Source organism: Aristophania sp. ESL1142 (assembly GCF_058107345.1).
In genome coordinates, this window is the sequence record NZ_JBYLUH010000002.1 from 208,809 (window position 1) to 227,279 (window position 18,471).

Genomic DNA, 18,471 nt, shown 5'->3' on the forward strand with positions numbered 1-18,471 from the left:
TATTAAATCCTTTGCTTTGGAACTATGGAATCTTCTTCTAAAGACTAGAGACTATAAAAGAAAAGGGATAGCATTTTCAGGGGTAAGATTCTTGTGATGAGATCAGTTTTAAATGAACCTGTCTGTATCCTTGATCTGAAAGCCAGATTGGGAGAGGGGCCTTGTTGGAGCCCTCAGGAACATAGTCTCTATTTCGTTGATATTCTGGGTCATAAGCTGCATCGTTATCAACCAGAAAAGGGGCATATGGATTCATGGCAGGCACCTCCCCATACAGCTTTTATCCTACCTGTCAGTGATGGGACATTCATCATAGGACATCAGGAGGGTCTCTCCCGCTTTATTCCGGAAACAGGTGTATTTTCTCTGCTCTGTAAGGTTGAGAATGAAATGGGAAGAAACCGGCTTAATGATGGCTGCATTGATCATGTCGGGAGACTCTGGTTCGGGACAATGGATATGAAAGAGGAGCTGCCAACAGGGGGCGTTTTCTGTCTCGAAAGCATGGGAAAACGTCTCTCGCTCTGTCAGATTGATGAAAATTATATTGTCTCAAATGGACCAGCTATTTCTCCAGATGGAGCGGTCCTTTATGTTGCTGATAGTCCCCGGCAATCTATTTATGCTTATGATCTTGATGAAAATGGTCATCTTTGCCGAAAAAGGATTTTTGCCCGTTTGCAGCAAGGTTATCCAGATGGCCTTGTTACAGATACGGAGGGAACTCTCTGGTGCGGTGTCTGGAATGGGGGGCGTATCGCCCGTTTCCGGCCTGATGGTCGTGAATTGCCCTTTATTAAAATGCCAGTCAGTCATGTGACTAAAATCTGTTTCGGTGGGGCGGATTATAGGACTGTTTATGTCACAACCGCCAGAAATGGGCTGAAGGAAGAGGTGCTCTTGAAAGAGCCCCAAGCAGGGGGGCTCTTTATGTTCAGGACAGAAATTCCAGGGTGGGAGCAAGCGCGCTTTCCGGCTTTTTAAAAGCGCTTTTTATCAGAAAGAGGAATGTCTGAAGAAATTCTGAAGTTTGGGAATGAGAGGCCGGTCAGGCTCTGGCATGGCATATTGTCCAAGTTCTGAAGTTGAAACCCATTTAAAGACTTGTCCTTCCCGCCCCCTTAATGTGCCGCTCCATTCTCTTAATGTGTAGAGAACCATTAAGAGATGGAATTTCTCGCACTCTTCGCTGACAAAGGTGAAGGGCTGCAAATCTTCTTCTTTGACGGCAATATCAAGCTCTTCCAGTAACTCACGGCAGAGAGCGTGTTCAGGGGATTCTCCGGCTTCAATTTTACCTCCGGGGAATTCCCATAAACCTGCAAGAGGTTTCCCCTCAGGGCGTTGTGCGAGTAAAATATGCTGGTCATTATTGATTAGAATAGCTGCTGAAACCATGACCAGACGTTTAGAGGCAATTGTCATTTGGCGATTTTGGCTTCAAGTTCAGCTGCAAGGGCTGTAATGAACTGACTTGCAACACGCCCAGAGCGGCTGCCCCTGGCTAATGACCATTGCAGAGCTTTTTCTGCAAGTGTTTCGTCATTAATGGGTAATGATTTCGCGTGGGCATAGGTTCTGACAATCGTCAGGTAATCGTCCTGGGAGGCACTATAAAGTCCGATCCATAGACCGAAACGGTCAGAAAGGGAGACTTTTTCTTCAATGGCTTCACCCGGATTGATGGAAGAACTGGCTTCATTTTCAATCATATCGCGTGGCATGAGATGTTTGCGGTTAGATGTTGCATAAACCACAACATTTTCCGGTCTGCCCGCAATCCCACCATCCAGAACTGATTTGAGGGATTTATAATCCGCATCCTGTGATTCAAAGGAAAGATCATCACAAAACAGGATGACACGTCTTTCAGTCTGTCTCAGGAGAGCGAGTAGCTGGGGGAGTGTGGAGAGCTCATCACGGGGAATTTCAATAAGAGCTAAAGGTGTTTTATGTTTTTCACGCTGTGTTTTATTAACTTCCAGCACGCAGGCTTTGACGAGCGAGGATTTTCCCATGCCTCTCGCTCCCCATAACATGACATTATTCGCCTCACGCCCAGCAGCAAAATGTTGTGTGTTGTCAAGCACGATCTCACACTGTCTCTGAATGCCACAAAGATAGGAAAGAGGCACTGCTTGTACTTTCTGGACCGGTATCAGCAGGCCTGTACTTCCTCCCCATAGAAAAGCGTCAAGAGAATGGTCTTCAAGCAGGGCTGTATCGATTTTAGGAGGAGCCATACGCTCCAGACTATCTGCAATACGGTTCAGAATTGGTAATAAATCTGTCATGGGTAAGGTTTGCTGTGACATAATAACTCTTGATTGAACGCTTGACGCCAGTTCTCCTCACGATATGGTCGCAAGCATTAATTAGCAAGATGGAAGCGCGAATCTTATGTACACACTCCTGTTTTCAACCGCTTATGCAGCTGATCAAGCTAGTGGAGGCGGAGCTTTTTCAGTGCAGGCTCTTATGCAATATGCGCCGATTATCCTGATTTTTGTGGTGTTTTATTTCCTGTTAATCAGACCACAGCAGACACGTCAGCGTCAGTTGCGTGAAAAACAGGACGGGCTACGTCGTGGAGATAAAATCGTAACGGCGGGTGGTATTGTCGGTGTTGTGCAGGCGACACGCGAAGATTCACCAGAAATTGATGTCGAAATTGCTCCTAATGTTCGCGTAAAAATTGTTCGTAGCACGATTACGACGGTTATTCCGCGCGACAAACCAGCAAATGATGCCTAATCCAGGTTTATAAGCGGTCTGTAAAAAAGCCTCTATAGCGGTGAAAGCTATGGAGGCTTTTTTATTATAGGCTTTAGGCTGAAAGAAGCTGGGCCTCAGCGAATTCATAATTCGCCAGATTATCAAGGAAGTTTGTAGTATAGTCTGGACGACGGTTACGGAAGTCCAGGTAATAGGCATGTTCCCAGACATCAAATGTCAGAAGAGGGCGATCTGTTTTTTCAGCAACAGGTGTACCTGCATTGCCTGTCTTTGTGATTTTCAGTTTACCTTCAGGACTTAGGACCAGCCATGCCCAACCGGAGCCAAACTGGCTTGTGGCAGCCTGTTTGAAATCAGCCTTGAATTTCTCAACTGAGCCGAAATCTTCATTGATTTTCGCTTCCAGTTTGGAAGGGATCTTGCCCCCTTTAGGTGACAAACATGTCCAGAAAAAGCTGTGATTCCAGTGCTGCCCGGCATTATTGAAAACAGGTGTTAGCTCAGCCTTGTTGAAAGAGAGCTGGACTAGTTCTTCGAGCGACTTCCCCTGTAAAGAGCTATTGCCTTCAACAAGACTGTTTAATGTGTTGACATAAGCCTGATGATGTTTCCCGTGATGATATTCTAATGTTTCCTGGCACATGCCAGCCTGAGCAAGAGCGTCAGCTGCATAAGGGAGGGAGGGAAGGGTAAAAGACATAAACATACTCCTTGATTTACAGAGCTGTCAGCAAAACAGCTCAGCTTGGTACATTAGCTATGTAGTGCGGAGACACTCGTCAAGCGTGAAGCCTGCTTCTGCTTGTTTTAAGAACGGGAGGCTGAGAGGGCGGCTTTTTCAAGCTCCCCAATTAACGCCGAATAATCTTCATCTTTATGGTGTTCGTTAGAGCGTGAAAGTGCCTGCGTGGTGTCTGCCATAGCAGAAAGGGTCGCAGATGTATTCTTTCCAGCATCAAGGAGAAGTTTCATGTCCTTGAGCATGAGACGTGTCGGAAACTGGGCAGGAAAAGATCTGTTCTGTGCCATTTTAAGTTTGCGCTTGTGATGCGGGCTGATAACGGCGAGCTCTTGTAAGCTATTATAGAGGACATCCCGGTCAATTCCGGCAGCCAGACCGTAAGAGACGCCTTCTGCAACCACATTGAGTGTGGCTCCCATAATACCGTTAATGACAAGTTTAAGACGTGCGGCTGAGCCAGCAGGACCTGTATGGATTGTAAGGCGGCCAATGCAATCAAGAATAGGTTTTGCCCGTTTGACTACAGCTTCATCGCCTCCTGCAAGCATGATAAGCTCGCCTTTTTCAGCCTCTGGTGTGCTTCCTGACATCGGGCAGTCAAGGGCCTGAACATGGTACTCACACAAAAGCTTAGCCAGATGGTCTGCCCATTTAGGAGAAACAGTTGATGTATCAAGGATAAGCTGATTTTTTTTAAGACCAGCCAGAAGACCGTTCTCACCCTCGAGCATCTTTTTTTCTGCATGATCATCAGGAACGCAGAGAATGATGACATCTGATTTCTCTGCAATTTTGCGTGGGGAGGATAGCATAGGGACAGGAGATTTTTGCCCGAGAACCAGCCCAGAAGGCGTATAGGCTATAACATTATAGCCAGCTTTGGTCAGGTTCTTCCCCATTAGGGAAGCCATTGCACCATAACCGACGAAACCAATGATCTGGTCGTTCATTTTCTGCTCCAGACTGAAATATTAATAAAAAAGACCGCTCTATCGTCTTGTCATTCTAGCTTATATAAGAGTGTTTGTGAGGCGAGTAGCGAAAACGTGATAGCGCTTGCGGGCTGCATAAGCGCTGCTTCTTTTGATTGCGTTGCACGGTAGAGTCGTGATACTCATCGCAAAAGTACTTTCCCTTCTTTGGTTTAAATAAAGGAATTCTGCCCTATGGCACGCGTGACTGTTGAGGACTGCATTGAAAAAGTTCCAAACCGTTTTGAGTTGGTTCTTCTTGCTGCCCAGCGTGCAAGAGGGTTAAGTCGTGGTGAAGAGCTGACTATTCCACGGGAAAATGATAAAAACACGGTTCTGGCTTTGCGCGAGATTGCAGAAGAAAATGTATCTCTCGAGGGACTTCGCGGTGCGATTGTCCGCTCAATGGGGAATCAGCCGGAGCTTGAGCCTGCCGATGAAGAAGTCATGGATTTGATCCCGACAGACCAGAATATTTTTGGCCTTCAGGATGTTACCGCTGAGGAAGAAGCGAGCCATATGGCTTCTGATGAAGCTTCAAAACGCTCCAGAAGACGCTGAGGAGCAGCGTCACAGTTTCTGGTTTTCCTGAATGTGAAGGTGGGCTTTGATTATTTATCCCTCATTTCCGTTCAGAGATGTTTTTTTTGAAAAAGACAATGGGGCAGGTAGCCCCGTTGCGTGCTGGCTTGTTCACAAGAAAGGAGAGGTGGGTTTCACAGCTCCCGATTTTCATCCTCCCATTACAGGGCTGTTAAGGCGTGTCGCCGAATATTGTAGTGAGGCAGACCTCAAGGATATTCGAGATGCCTATGAGATATCGGCGGAAGCCCATAAGGGGCAATGTCGTGATAATGGTGACCCTTATATAACCCACCCTATTGCTGTGGCCTCCATTCTGGCCGGTATGGGAATGGATAAGACCTCCATTATTGTGGGACTTCTTCACGATACAGTTGAGGATACCGATGTCACCCACGAAAAACTGGAAAAGCGCTTTGGTTCAGATGTAGCCTCTATCGTAGATGGGGTTACAAAACTGACGCGGCTGGAGCTTCAGTCTGATCGCACAAAACAGGCTGAGAATTTCCGCAAGCTTGTATTGGCGATGTCACGTGATATTCGTGTTCTGGTCGTTAAACTGGCTGACCGTCTGCATAATATGCGGACCCTCCATTATGTCACAAGTGAGGAACGTCGGCGGAGAATTTCGCGGGAAACACTTGATATTTACGCTCCCTTAGCTGAGCGTATTGGTATGGATCGGGTCAAGACCGAGCTACAGAATATTTCTTTCGTCAATCTTGAGCCCGAAGCTGATGCAACAATTCGGGCACGGTTGAATTATCTGCGAGGGCAAGGCGCAGATATGATCGAGAAAATTGTTAACGAGCTGAAACAACTTTGTCATGAAGCAGGGATTAGTGACGTCGAAGTCACGGGGCGCGAAAAATCAGCTTATTCCATCTGGGAGAAAATGAAGCGGCGGAATGTCGCTTTTGAGCAACTTTCAGACATTATGGCATTTCGCATTATCGTGCCTACCCGTGAGAATTGCTATATGGCCCTTGGTGCTGTGCATGCGGCCTATCCGATGATAGCTGGGCGTTTTAAGGATTATATTTCCACGCCTAAAGCAAACGGATATCAGTCCCTCCATACAGGGGTTACGTTATATCGTCCGCAAAGCCAGAAAATCGAAATTCAGATTCGGACCGAAGCCATGCACGATCTGGCAGAAAATGGCGTGGCGTCTCACTGGTCTTATAAAGAGAATATCGATTCTAATACAAATAAGGAAATGCTGTCGCAGAATTTTGGCAGTTATACACGTAAATTACGTTGGGTTCAGGACCTGCTTGAAATTCTGGAAGATAGTCAGGAGCTGAACGAGTTTCTCGAAAATACAAAACTTGAACTTTATCAGGATCAGGTTTTTTGTTTCACTCCTAAAGGAGAGCTGATCTCCCTGCCGAGAGGCGCGACACCGGTTGATTTTGCCTATGCAGTGCATAGTCAGGTCGGGGACTGCTGTGTGGGGGCCAAGGTAAATGGTCGCCTTGTGCCATTACGTTATGTTCTTGAGAATGGTGACCAGATTGAAATCATGACGGCACGGGGCGGGCAGCCTTCACCTTCCTGGGAACGTTTTGTCGTCACGGGGAAGGCGCGTGCGCGTATTCGACGTTTTGTTGCAGCGCAGCAGAAGCAGGTCCACCTAGATAATGGCAAGGCTGCTGTTGCCCGTGCTTTTCGTCAGGAAGGTGTTGCTAAATCTGACAAAATTCTTGAAGAGCATCTGACCGACTTACGGCAGCACTCTCTCTCTGATTTATATATAGCCGTTGGAAGCGGACAGATACTGGCCCGGGATGTTGTAAAGGCAGCTTATCCTGAACTGGGGCGCCGTAATCGTGCGCCACGGATGGTACCGGGGCTTTCTCCGTCAGCACCGGGGGGCAAAGGCGGTAAACTTGAAAAGAAGGACGACCGTCATGAAGGTGAAATCCTCAGTGATATAGGTCGGGGAGTCGAGATACATTTTGCGGGCTGCTGTCGTCCCGTGCCCGGAGACTCCATTGTTGGTATCATAGCGCAGGGGAAAGGGATATCAGTCCATCAGAAAGACTGTCATAATCTGAATGCTTTCTCCGAAACTCCGGAACGTTTGATGGAAGTGGATTGGAATCCTGCCCTGCTTGAAAAAAAGGGAAATTGTCGTTACGTAGCTCGTCTTTCTGTGGTGGCGGGGAATGATCCTCATATTCTGGCATCCATGACGAATGTGGCTTCACGCCACGATAGTAGTGTCGTCAATTTGAGAATAGCGCACAGGCAGCTTGATTTTATGGAGATTTTTGTCGATGTGCAGGTCTGTAATCTTGCTCATCTGACGACCATTCTTGCGGCTTTCCGGGCAGAGGAAGGGGTGATCCATGTTGAGCGTGCGAAGAGTTAAACAGAAAGTGTGAGTCATGATTTTGGGTATTGGGGCTGATATTTGTCTGATAACACGCTTGAAAAAAATCATAGATCGTTACGGAGACAGCTTTCTTAACAGGGTTTTTCTTCCGGAAGAGCGGGCTTATGTCGAGCAGCTTTCAGAACAGATGCGTTTTGGGGGTTATGCTAAAAGATGGGCGGCGAAAGAAGCATGTGCCAAGGCGTTAGGGACAGGTTTCTCCCAAGGGGTGCAGTTTCGTGACATCAAGGTTACGTCAAACGCTTATGGTGCTCCCGGGTTAATCCTGTTAGGAGGAGCAGAATCTGTGCTTGCACGTCTTTTGCCGAAAGGGTATGAGGCGCAACTTTTTTTGACAATGAGTGATGATGCCCCCTATGCACTTGCAAATGTACTGATCCAGGGCGTGCCCTGTCAGGAAGGAAGTCACGGATCGTAGGGGAAACTCCCTTCAGTCTGGAGCGTGTCAGTAGGTTGATAGAAGTGGAAGTGTCTTAGGAATATGAATGAAACAGGAAAAAATGATATGAAGGAAAAAAAAGAAACGCTTGCTAGTTTTATAAGCCAGTGCCTGATTATCATTGTTGGTGTTTTTCTGGTCCGCTCTTTATTGATTGAACCTTTTAATATCCCTTCAGGTTCCATGATACCGACCCTGCAGATCGGTGATTTTGTGGCTGTTTCCAAATATAGTTATGGCTATTCACGTTACTCTTTTCCATTTTCGCTTCCCTTATTTAAGGGGCGCGTCATGAGCAGCCAGCCACATCGTGGTGATGTTGTGGTGTTTCGCTACACACAGGATACGTCGATTGACTATATTAAACGTGTAATTGGTCTGCCGGGTGACCATGTGCGTATGGAAGAAGGCAATCTCTTTATCAATGATCGCGAAGTGACACGCGATTCACTGGGACATTATGAAGTAAAAGATGAACGGGGGCGTTTGCTGAGTGGCACGCGCTACCGTGAAAATCTTCCTGCCTCGAACGGGGGTTCTGTCGTCAGGCATGAAATTCTGAAAATGAGTGAAGATGATGATGCCAATAATACTCAGGAATATGTCGTTCCTGAAGGTTGTCTGTTCATGATGGGTGATGACCGTGATGATAGCTCGGATAGTCGTTTTCAAGGGGGAAGAGAGACAGGTAAATGTGCTGCCCCTGCTGGAAATGATTTTCTGAAGGCTTCTGACCATGATCTCGGTTTTGTCCCCATGGAAAATCTTATTGGACGCGCACAGAGGGTGATGTTCTCAATTGATCTGAAACATCCAGCCTGGGAATTCTGGTATTGGCCAGGTGAAATCAGGTGGGGGCGCACTTTCCACGGTATAAATTAATATGGATCGCAATGAAATTCTGGTGGCCCTTCAGAAACGTCTGGGCCACGCTTTTGAACATGATCTTTTGTTACAGGAAGCATTGACACATCGCTCGGCTTTGGCGCGGCGACCGGGCAAGAGGCACAGCAAGATGGATATCCATGAGGCCTCTCATGGGCACCATGGTGCTAAAACGTCAAATGAACGACTTGAATTTATCGGTGATCGTGTTCTGGGATTGGTGATTGCGGAATGGCTTTTTGAGCGTTTCCCTAAAGAACATGAGGGCGCTTTAGGAGCGCGTCATGCGCATCTGGTCTCGCGTCCGGTCCTTGCGGATATTGCTCAGACAATTGGTCTGGCAGAAGCTTTGCTGATTGCACGTCATGAAGAGGCCGCTGGCATTAGAGAGCTTGCAAGTGTGAAGGCTGACGCCATGGAAGCGATTCTCGGCGCTGTATATCTCGATGCAGGGTTGGAGAAAGTTCGCCGGTTGATTCATCGTTTCTGGAAACATGCCATAGACCGGGAAAAAATGCCTCATAAGGAGCCTAAAACGCTGCTCCAGGAATATGTTCTGGCAAAAGGTAATAATTTGCCTCATTACGAACTTGTCTCAGCGGAAGGGCCGTCCCATGAGCCGGTTTTTCTTGTAAAGGTTACGGCATTGGGGCGCAGTGGACACGGTGAAGCCCGGAGTAAAAGACTTGCGGAGACAGCCGCCGCCGTCGATCTTCTTAAAAATCTTGGACAGGAAACAAAGAGTGTCTGATCAAATTCAAACATCCTGTGGTTTTGTTGCTTTGGTTGGAGCGCCTAATGCCGGCAAATCAACTCTTCTAAACAGAATGGCTGGTGCTAAACTTTCCATTGTCAGCCCCAAAGCACAGACGACTCGTTTCCGTACGCTTGGTATCGTCATGCGGGGGGAAAGCCAGATTATTTTTGTCGATCTTCCTGGTATCTTCAAGCCGAAGCGCCGGTTGGACCGGGCAATGGTTAATGCAGCCTGGAATGGCGCGCAGGATGCAGACCTGACAATATTCCTGGTCGATGCCCGTAAGGGGCTGAAGGATGATGTCCGCGAAATCGCAGAGAAACTTCAAAAAAGCGAACGGCCTGTCTGGCTGGTTCTTAACAAGACTGATCTTGTTTCTCCAGAGACATTGTTACCTTTGACGAAGGAACTTTCCGGGCTTTTGCCTGCTGAGCATGTTTTCATGATCAGCGCCCAGACTGGAAAGGGCGTTGAGGATCTGCTCGATCGCCTGGCAGGCTCTCTTCCTTCTGGTCCATATCTTTATCCCGAAGATGATCTTACGGATTTGCCTGATCGTCTTCTGGCTGCAGAGATCGTGCGCGAACAGGTCTTTTTCCAGACTCAAGAAGAAGTTCCCTATCAGACAACGGTTGAAACCGAGAGCTATAAAGATCGCCCTGATGGGTCTGTGCGCATAGAAGTAACAATTTACGTCTCCCGTCCTGGACATAAGGCGATTTTGATTGGTGAGAAGGGAAGGCGTATTCGGGAAATAGGCATGAAAGCACGTCAGCAGCTGGAAACGCTTTTGGGGCATCCCTGCCATCTCTTTTTAAATGTAAAAGAACGTGCTGGCTGGGATGAGGAAACAGCCAGATTGAAAGCACTTGGTCTGTCTGACTTTGCATAAAGAGATCATTCTGACAGCCCTTGTTGAGTCCGAAGCAGGCTTGTAAGAAAGGTCCATGTGCGGATTTTATGGGAGTATAGCGAATCATGAATCATAATCTTCAAAAAGAAAATCTCCCATATAAAAGAGTTTTGCTTAAAGTGTCAGGTGAGGCACTTATGGGGCATGGCGAGTTTGGGATTGACCCTGCCATGGTTGAAATGGTTGCTGATGATATTACAAATGTGGCCAATAGTGGTGTGCAGGTCTGCCTGGTTGTCGGAGGTGGTAATATTTTTCGCGGTGTAGCCGCTGCAGCCAAGGGAATGGACAGGGCACAAGGTGATTATGCCGGGATGCTCGCAACAGTCATTAATGCCCTGATGGTGCAGAATGCCCTTGAACGACGCAATATGGAAACGCGAGTCATGTCCGCAATTCATATGGCCTCTATTGCAGAGCCTTATATTCGTCGGCGCGCTGTCCGTCATATGGAAAAGGGCCGTATTGTGATATTTGCAGCTGGCACAGGTAATCCTTTCTTCACAACTGATACGGCAGCAGCACTCCGGGCGAGTGAAATGGAATGTGATGCCCTCTTTAAGGGGACGCAGGTTGATGGTGTCTATTCTGCAGATCCCAGAACAAATCCTGAGGCCATTCGTTATGACTATTTGAGTTATACAGAGGTCCTGACACGTGATCTCAGAGTGATGGACGCAACGGCGATCAGCCTGGCCCGTGAGAATAGTCTGCCGGTCGTTGTCTTTAATATGCATGTCCCCGGAGCTTTCAGCGCAGTAATTAAAGGGGAAGGTCGTTTCACAAAAATCAGGGAGTCCTGAGTAATCTTACAGTTTCAAAGACTGTTTTCTGAATTTTTAGTGAAAGAGACATTTTTAATAAAAAGGAATTCTCATCATGAGTGCAGAGCTTAAAGAACTTGTCGCAGACTTGCAGCGTCGTATGGATAGTGCTTTGGAAAGTCTTCGTCGTGATTTGTCTGGTTTGCGGTCTGGGCGGGCAAGTCCAAATCTTCTTGAGCCAGTACGTGTGGAAGTTTATGGTTCTGTTGTTCCTTTGTCACAGGTTGGTTCTGTTGCGGTGCCTGAAGCGCGTATGCTTACAGTTTCTGTCTGGGATCGTAGTGTCGTTGGCGCTGTGGAAAAAGCTATTCGTGATAGCGGATTGGGCCTTAATCCGGCTTCTGAAGGTCAGACAATTCGTGTTCCCATTCCACAGCTTACAGAAGAAAGACGCAATGAGCTGGCAAAGGCTGCTGCCCGTTATGCTGAAAATGCCCGTATCGCTGTGCGTGGTGTCAGACGTGATGGTATGGATAAAACCAAGGCCCATGAGAAAAAGGGTGAAATCAGTCAGGACGACTTAAAAAGCTGGGGCGATTCAATCCAGAAACTGACTGATGATTATATTGGTCGGGTTGATAAAATCCTATCAGAAAAAGAACGCGATATTAAACAGGTTTAATGGTTCTTATTTGCTCGTGTCTTCTCCCGATAATAATTTAAAGTGCCAGGAACAGATGCCCACACATGTTGCCATTATTATGGATGGTAACGGGCGATGGGCGCGCTCTCGTGGGGCATCTGTCGCCTATGGGCATCGAGAGGGGGCAGAGGCCGTCCAGAGATGCGTGCGCGCAGCGATCGCGCATCGCGTGAAATTTCTGACCTTATATGCGTTTTCTTCAGAAAACTGGAAACGTTCACCAGAAGAAATCAATAATCTGACATCTCTTTTGCGCTTTTATTTACGTCACAAACTTTCTGAATTACACAAGCAGGATGTGCGCTTGCAGATTATTGGCGAACCAGAGCGTTTCGGGGGGGCTATCCTTGAAGAGCTTCGTAAAGCGGAACAAAAAACCAGTCAGAATAAAACATTAACCTTGACACTGGCTCTGTCTTACGGTGGGCGTGCAGAGATTATCGCAGCTGCGCGCATACTTTCCCAGGCAGCTATTGATGGGAAATTGAAGCCTAATGATATTGACGAAGGAACATTATCAGCTCACCTCCAGACACATGATATGCCGGATCCCGATATCATTGTCCGGACTAGCGGGGAGCATAGGCTTTCCAATTTTCTTTTATGGCAGTCTGCTTATTCAGAGCTTTTATTTCTTGATATATTGTGGCCAGATTTCAATGAAAGCCATTTTGGCGAAATTATCGACTGTTATACAGGCCGTGACCGTCGTTTTGGAGCACGCCCATCATGAAACCATTTGCACAATGGAGTGAGCTCCAGAAGAGACTGGCTTCAAGTTTCGTCCTGATTCCTGTGGCATTATTCTGTTTGTGGTATGGGAAATGGTACTATAATGCCCTGATCTTACTTGTTATGATTGGTCTCGTTTGGGAGGGAGAGACTCTTCTGAAACAGCCTATGAATAACTGGCGGGGCGCGTTATTTCTTCTATGGCCTCTTGCTGGAGGGCTTATAGCTATAAAAGGTGATTTTCTTAGCCTTTTATATTTTTCCTTGTCTGCCCTGCTATTTGGTTTTCGTCCCTGGTTCCCGATTGTCATTTCGATTCTTGGTGGTGCTTCATTATTATATCTGAGAGCAAGAGCTGAGGGTTTCTGGGAAGTTTCTCTTGTTATAGGGGCTGTTATTGCGAGTGATAGCGGGGCCTATATTACAGGTCGTCTGATTGGAGGGCCAAAGCTGGCTCCACGTATTTCGCCTGGTAAAACGATTTCAGGTGCAATAGGGGGAATGCTGACCGCAACAATATTTTCAGGCCTTCTGATAGGCTGTGGGACGGAAAGCTGGTCTGTGTCGCCTTTTTTCTGGGGCGGGGTTTTAAGTCTGGCCGCACAAAGTGGAGACCTGACAGAAAGCGCTTTCAAACGACGTATTGGTGTTAAGGATTCGGGAAAGCTTATTCCAGGTCACGGGGGGCTTCTGGATAGGTTTGATGGATTGCTGGCGGCCGCCCCGTTAGCGGCGTGTCTGGCCCTTCTTTCAGGGGTAAGTCCTTTCTGGCAGCTTGGGCTATCATTTATAAAATAAAATTCTGGCGAATTTGGCGATAATGTAAGAGGAATTCAGTAATCATGACTGCTGGGGTACAGGCTAAAAGACGTCGCATTAGTGTGCTGGGTAGTACAGGAAGTATCGGGACTTCGACAGTCGATCTTCTTAAAACGCTTGGAAATGAGATTGAAGTACGCGCATTAGTCGGTGGGAGTAATGCAGCTCTTCTGGCGCAGCAGGCACGGGAATTAAAAGCTGAACTAGCTGTCATCAATGATGAATCCCGTTTGGGGGAGCTGAAAGAATATCTCAAGGGGACTTCAATAAAAGTTGGGGCTGGCCGTCAGGCAGTTATTGATGCTGGTGCGCTAGAAGCTGATTGGACCATGGCGGCTATTACAGGAGCTGCTGGTCTGGAGCCGACATTGGCCGCCGTACGTAATGGGCATGCTGTAGCCTTGGCTAATAAGGAAGCCTTGGTTTGTGCTGGTGATCTGATGTTGAAATTGGTCGATGAAGCTGGTGCAAAGCTTCTGCCAGTTGATTCAGAGCATAATGCCATTGCGCAGTCTTTGGCTGGCTGTGATATGACGCAGGTCGATAAGCTCATTCTGACTGCTTCAGGTGGTCCATTCAGGTGCTCTTCTCTGGAGGAAATGGCAGCAGCAACACCAGAAAAAGCCTTGCGTCACCCAACATGGTCTATGGGAGCAAAGATAACGATTGATTCTGCTTCAATGGCGAATAAAGGGTTGGAAGTCATTGAGGCGGCCCGTCTCTTTGGTGTAGGAGAGGAGCGAATTGACGTCATCGTGCATCCGCAATCGGTAGTGCATGGGATGGTTTCTTTTAAAGATGGGAGTTTTGTCGCGCAGCTGGGAAGTGCTGATATGCGTATTCCTATCTCTCATTGTTTAGCATGGCCAGATCGTATGAGGACGAATTGTGAACGTCTGGATCTAGCAAAATTGGCGAAACTGGATTTCGAGCCTGCTGATGAAGTGCGTTTTCGTCCATTAGCCCTGGCACGTCAGGTTCTGCGTGCAGGCGGGGTGGCGCCTACTGTCTTCTCTGCCGCTAATGAGATTGCTGTAGAGGCCTTCCTCTCAGGGCGTATCCGCTTTCTAGGTATTGGCGAGCTGATTGATGCCAGTTTGCAGGCCATGACCGAAAACCCCACCCCTTCAACGCTGGATGACGTCCTCTTCTGGGACCAGCGGGGGAGGACTCTCGCAAAAGAGCAGATTGAACGAGTCAAAAGTCATGCATAGTTTGTACGATATTGCTGTCGGATTACTGGTTTTTGGTGTCATCGTCTTTATTCACGAAATGGGGCACTATCTGGCAGCGCGTTGGTGCAAGGTTCGCGTAGATGTTTTTTCTATTGGCTTTGGTCCGGCATTGTTCAAATGGAAAGACCGGGTTGGTACGGACTGGCAGTTAAGCGTTGTGCCTTTAGGGGGGTACGTCAAATTACATGGCTTTGAGGGTGATGCCAGTGCGGAGCATCCAGAAGGTAACCCGGATTCTTTTCATAGTAAGCCTGTTTGGGCGCGGGCTCTGGTTACTATTATGGGGCCAGTTTTTAATATTATCCTGACAACTCTGCTCCTTGTAGTCATTTTTAGTCTTTATGGGCGTCCTGAGGTTAAGCCGGAGATCAGCATGATTGCGCCGCATAGCCCGGCCGAACAGGCTGGTTTACAAAAGGGGGATAATTTTACCCGATTTAATGGGAAGAAGATCCTTGGCGCTGCGGATCTGCAATCTCTTATCGCGACTCACCCTGGGGCAAAGGTTACGTTGGGAATTCTAAGGGAAAATCAGCCCAAAGATGTTTCGGTAACACTGGCTAACCTTGAACGGGGAGGAAAGCATTACGGACAGTTAGGTATTGGTTTTTCTGCAGCACAGGCCAACCCTATGCCGATCTATAAGGCTATTCCTTCAGCAATAGAAGGAACGGGGAAGTTATTTTCCCAGATCTGTGAAAGTCTGTGGCAGATTGTCAGCGGGCAGAGAAGTCCTCGTCAGTTAGCAGGAACAATTGGTATTATTGCCATGTCTGGTCAGGCAGCAGATAACGGTATGGCTAGTCTTTTGTTCTTCGTTGCAATGCTTTCAGCAAATTTGGGACTGATTAATCTTTTCCCAATTCCTATGCTTGATGGCGGCCATTTGCTTTTTTATGCAGTAGAGGCAATCAGAGGCAAACCACTTTCCATGAAAGTAAGGGAAATGGCCTTGCAGATTGGTCTTATGCTCGTTATAGCGCTGTTTTTATACACAGCCTACAACGACGTAAGAGGGTTAGGGTGGCTTAAATGGTTGGGGTCCCATTAATAAACTTGACCTTGACTATAGAGTTTTAAATTTGAGCAGTTGGAAAGAGTGCATCTTTTGTTTAAAAAGAATTTGCTCTTTTAATAGAGGCTCTTGCGTGTAAAGATGATTTTCAGGTGATTCTGTCATTTTGGTGAATAGGATCATCTGTGAAATCTGGAAACGAGGGATACCGGTTTTGTCAGGATTGTGCTCTAAAAGTTTCCGGCCTGTAGCTATTAGGTTGGCTTTACTGGCTTCAGCGTGTCTACTTCCGGCAGTATGTCATTCGGCAGAAGCACAGACATCTAGCCGCCAGGATGCGAGTCCCTCAAAAACACGCAAGCATAAAGTTGCGACGCAGCAACATGTTTCACCCGATAGCATTATCCAGTCTATTGTGGTGAAAGGTAATTCACGTATCGAAACAGGAACTGTCCTGTCATATATGGTCGTTGAGCCAGGGGATGCGTTTGATAAAAACGACCTGAACCGTTCGTTGAAAACACTTTATGCAACGGGTCTCTTTCGTGATGTAACGATGCGCCGTCATGGGGGGACGTTAATTGTCCAGCTTGTCGAAAATCCTGTTGTGAACCGTATTGTTTTTGAGGGTAATCATGCTCTCAAGGATAACGAGATTCTTAAAGAGATTAATCTTAAGCCCCGTGCTGTGTTTTCTGCCCAGACAGTGGCGTCAGACCGGCAGAAGATCTTAGGGATTTATGCTAAAAAAGCACGTTATGGTGCAACGGTAACGCCGCAAATCATTCGACTATCCAATAACAGGGTTGATGTGGTGTTTCAGATTAATGAAGCACGCCAGACCCTCGTGAAGAAAATTACGTTTATAGGTAATAAGGCTTTTAGCGAATCGGCACTTGCCAGCGTGGTTTCATCAAAAGAGACGGCATGGTACCGTTTTTTCTCGTCTGCAGATGAATATAATCCAGAACGTATCCGTTATGATGCGGAGTTATTGAGACGTCATTATCTCCATAATGGATTTGTTGATTTTAAAATGATTGACGCAACTGGTGAGTTGTCGCCTGATCACAAGACGTTTTACATTACGTTCACGCTTAATGAAGGCCCACGTTATAAATTGGCCAAAATTGATGTGCGCTCGGATGTGCATGGCGTGACAAATAAAATGCTCAAGCAGCATATCGAGTTATTTGCTAACCAGTATTATGATGGTACGGCAATTCAGGATAATGCTAACGACATGCAGGAATGGTTACAGGAGAGTGGCCACCCCTTCGCACTTGTTAGGACGGAAATTGCGCGCAATCCTGAGAAAAAGACGATTAATCTTCTTTATGACGTTGTACAAGGTCCACGTATTTATGTTGAACGTCTTGATATTAATGGCAATACAATAACCCGCGACCCTATTATCAGGCGAAATCTGCCTATGGCAGAGGGTGATGCCTATACGCCTTATGATCGTAAATATGCCAAGCTCGGCCTTCAGGATATGGGGTATTTCAAGTCTGTAACCGTTGATCAGACACAAGGCTCAGCGCCTGATAAAACGAACCTGGCAGTTAATGTGACTGAAAAACCGACTGGTGAGTTCTCCCTGGGCGGCGGTTACTCAACAGACGTTGGTGTGATGGGTAATCTAGGTCTTAAACAGCATAACCTGCTCGGTACAGGTATTGATGCCGGTTTCTCTGGAACTGTTGCCTATTATGAGAAGCAGGTGGATCTTTCTGTAACGGATCCGAATTTCCTGGGGCGTAATTTCGTCGCGGGTGCAGATATTTATTATATGCAGAATTCGGGCCAGACATATCAGAGCTATGATGAAGACCAATATGGTCTGTCCTTCCGTATGGGATATGCCTTTAACCGCTATCTATCACAATCATGGACCTATTCTCTGGTTAATCGTAAAGTCAGTCATACCCATCCGAGAAGAAAATGGTGTGGTGGGGGTAAAGACCAACCAGGGTGGTGTAATGATGAGATGTCCTCGGTCTATGTTCAGGATGCAGCCGGTTGGTCGCTCCTTTCACAGCTGAGTACCACTCTGACCTATGATCGCCGTGATAATACGGTTGATCCTCATTCGGGTTATGTTATTCGTGCAACGGGTGATTTCGCCGGTATTGGTGGGAACTCGAAATATCTGCGTGGAAAATTCAGTACTGCTTATTATATTCCCTTGGATCGTCTTACAGCTAGTCATGACTGGACGATTCAGCTCAGAGGTGGCGTAGGCTATATGGGCGATTGGAGCGGAAGCAGTAACCGTAACATTATTGATAACTTTTATCTCGGTGGTGAAAATCTCCGCGGCTTCCTGCAGGGGGGAGTCGGGCCTCGTTCAGGGCATTATCATTGCAGTAACGGCCAGAATGGCTACTGTCCTGTTGCGGGTCAGGAAGATCTGCTTGGCGGGCGCTTTATGTATACGGCGTCTTTCCAGCTGAATTTTCCATTCCCTTACGGCGAGAGCCTGGGGATGAAAGGCCGCGCCTTTATTGATGCAGGTAGTCTGACCGGGACACGTGTAAAACGTCACCATACAAGCCCTACACAGGATAAAGGAAGTTACACGCCCATTAACGGCAATACTTATACGCCACGTGTGGCAGGCGGTCTTGGTTTCTCCTGGAAAAGTCCATTTGGTCTGGTTAATATCGATGGTGCTGTGCCTATTCATAAGGAACATGGCGATAGGGTCTATCCTTTGCGCTTTGGTTTTGGCCAGCAATTCTGAAAATTTTTGTGATAATTTTCTGTAGTAAGTT

At 47.2% G+C, this 18,471-nt stretch carries 19 protein-coding genes; 15 read left to right on the forward strand and 4 right to left on the reverse strand.

What is annotated here, in order from left to right; genetic code table 11:
- The first annotated feature begins 96 nt into the window (after window positions 1-96).
- Window positions 97-984 (forward strand): SMP-30/gluconolactonase/LRE family protein, encoded by an 888-nt coding sequence (locus AC3B6P_RS08640; RefSeq protein WP_489805730.1) that lies wholly within the window; start codon window positions 97-99, stop codon window positions 982-984.
- Between the two features lie 12 nt (window positions 985-996).
- Here the strand turns inward: AC3B6P_RS08640 and AC3B6P_RS08645 are convergent, their stop codons facing one another.
- Window positions 997-1,425 (reverse strand): (deoxy)nucleoside triphosphate pyrophosphohydrolase, encoded by a 429-nt coding sequence (locus tag AC3B6P_RS08645; RefSeq protein ID WP_489805731.1) that lies wholly within the window; start codon window positions 1,423-1,425, stop codon window positions 997-999.
- A complete protein-coding gene (locus AC3B6P_RS08650) occupies window positions 1,422-2,315 on the reverse strand; it encodes an ATP-binding protein (protein WP_489805732.1) in 894 nt (297 codons plus the stop codon). The genes AC3B6P_RS08645 and AC3B6P_RS08650 overlap by 4 nt, the downstream gene beginning before the upstream one ends.
- 85 nt (window positions 2,316-2,400) lie before the next feature.
- On the opposite strand from AC3B6P_RS08650, the gene yajC reads away from it, so the two are divergent.
- Window positions 2,401-2,754: a preprotein translocase subunit YajC gene (yajC, locus tag AC3B6P_RS08655; protein ID WP_489805733.1), complete on the forward strand. Its 354-nt coding sequence runs from the start codon at window positions 2,401-2,403 to the stop codon at window positions 2,752-2,754.
- A 73-nt stretch (window positions 2,755-2,827) separates the two neighbouring features.
- Here the strand turns inward: yajC and AC3B6P_RS08660 are convergent, their stop codons facing one another.
- Both AC3B6P_RS08660 and AC3B6P_RS08665 read right to left on the reverse strand, forming a co-directional pair.
- Complete coding sequence (locus AC3B6P_RS08660) at window positions 2,828-3,436, reverse strand: superoxide dismutase (protein ID WP_489805734.1); 609 nt, start codon at window positions 3,434-3,436, stop codon at window positions 2,828-2,830.
- A 107-nt stretch (window positions 3,437-3,543) separates the two neighbouring features.
- Window positions 3,544-4,428, reverse strand: coding sequence for an NAD(P)-dependent oxidoreductase (locus AC3B6P_RS08665; protein WP_489805735.1), 885 nt, complete (start codon window positions 4,426-4,428; stop codon window positions 3,544-3,546).
- Between the two features lie 216 nt (window positions 4,429-4,644).
- Between AC3B6P_RS08665 and rpoZ the strand changes: the two genes are divergently transcribed.
- The 13 genes from rpoZ (at window position 4,645) to bamA (ending at window position 18,440) form a co-directional block, all read left to right on the forward strand.
- Window positions 4,645-5,010, forward strand: a complete 366-nt coding sequence (gene rpoZ / locus AC3B6P_RS08670; RefSeq protein ID WP_489805736.1) for a DNA-directed RNA polymerase subunit omega — start codon at window positions 4,645-4,647, stop codon at window positions 5,008-5,010.
- A 148-nt stretch (window positions 5,011-5,158) separates the two neighbouring features.
- Entirely contained in the window at window positions 5,159-7,408 is a 2,250-nt protein-coding gene (locus tag AC3B6P_RS08675; RefSeq protein WP_489805737.1) for a RelA/SpoT family protein, read from the forward strand.
- Between the two features lie 16 nt (window positions 7,409-7,424).
- Window positions 7,425-7,850: a holo-ACP synthase gene (acpS, locus tag AC3B6P_RS08680; protein ID WP_489805738.1), complete on the forward strand. Its 426-nt coding sequence runs from the start codon at window positions 7,425-7,427 to the stop codon at window positions 7,848-7,850.
- 87 nt (window positions 7,851-7,937) lie between these two features.
- On the forward strand, window positions 7,938-8,753 hold the full coding sequence (gene lepB, locus AC3B6P_RS08685) for a signal peptidase I (protein ID WP_489805739.1): 816 nt from the start codon (window positions 7,938-7,940) through the stop codon (window positions 8,751-8,753).
- A 1-nt stretch (window position 8,754) separates the two neighbouring features.
- On the forward strand, window positions 8,755-9,507 hold the full coding sequence (gene rnc, locus AC3B6P_RS08690; protein WP_489805740.1) for a ribonuclease III: 753 nt from the start codon (window positions 8,755-8,757) through the stop codon (window positions 9,505-9,507).
- Between the two features lie 4 nt (window positions 9,508-9,511).
- Entirely contained in the window at window positions 9,512-10,405 is an 894-nt protein-coding gene (gene era, locus AC3B6P_RS08695) for a GTPase Era (RefSeq protein WP_489805937.1), read from the forward strand.
- A gap of 86 nt (window positions 10,406-10,491) precedes the next feature.
- Window positions 10,492-11,229: a UMP kinase gene (pyrH, locus tag AC3B6P_RS08700; RefSeq protein WP_489805741.1), complete on the forward strand. Its 738-nt coding sequence runs from the start codon at window positions 10,492-10,494 to the stop codon at window positions 11,227-11,229.
- A 76-nt stretch (window positions 11,230-11,305) separates the two neighbouring features.
- Entirely contained in the window at window positions 11,306-11,872 is a 567-nt protein-coding gene (gene frr, locus AC3B6P_RS08705) for a ribosome recycling factor (protein WP_489805742.1), read from the forward strand.
- Window positions 11,873-11,927: 55 nt separating this feature from the next.
- Window positions 11,928-12,626, forward strand: a complete 699-nt coding sequence (gene uppS / locus AC3B6P_RS08710) for a polyprenyl diphosphate synthase (protein WP_489805743.1) — start codon at window positions 11,928-11,930, stop codon at window positions 12,624-12,626.
- Window positions 12,623-13,423 carry a phosphatidate cytidylyltransferase gene (locus tag AC3B6P_RS08715; protein ID WP_489805744.1) on the forward strand — a complete coding sequence of 267 codons (801 nt, stop codon included), beginning with the start codon at window positions 12,623-12,625 and terminating at the stop codon, window positions 13,421-13,423. Before uppS ends, AC3B6P_RS08715 begins: the two co-directional genes overlap by 4 nt.
- Before the next feature lie 44 nt (window positions 13,424-13,467).
- Window positions 13,468-14,658: a 1-deoxy-D-xylulose-5-phosphate reductoisomerase gene (dxr, locus tag AC3B6P_RS08720; protein WP_489805745.1), complete on the forward strand. Its 1,191-nt coding sequence runs from the start codon at window positions 13,468-13,470 to the stop codon at window positions 14,656-14,658.
- A complete protein-coding gene (gene rseP / locus AC3B6P_RS08725; RefSeq protein WP_489805746.1) occupies window positions 14,633-15,730 on the forward strand; it encodes an RIP metalloprotease RseP in 1,098 nt (365 codons plus the stop codon). The genes dxr and rseP overlap by 26 nt, the downstream gene beginning before the upstream one ends.
- A gap of 178 nt (window positions 15,731-15,908) precedes the next feature.
- Complete coding sequence (bamA, locus tag AC3B6P_RS08730; protein WP_489805747.1) at window positions 15,909-18,440, forward strand: outer membrane protein assembly factor BamA; 2,532 nt, start codon at window positions 15,909-15,911, stop codon at window positions 18,438-18,440.
- The last annotated feature ends 31 nt before the right edge of the window (window positions 18,441-18,471 follow it).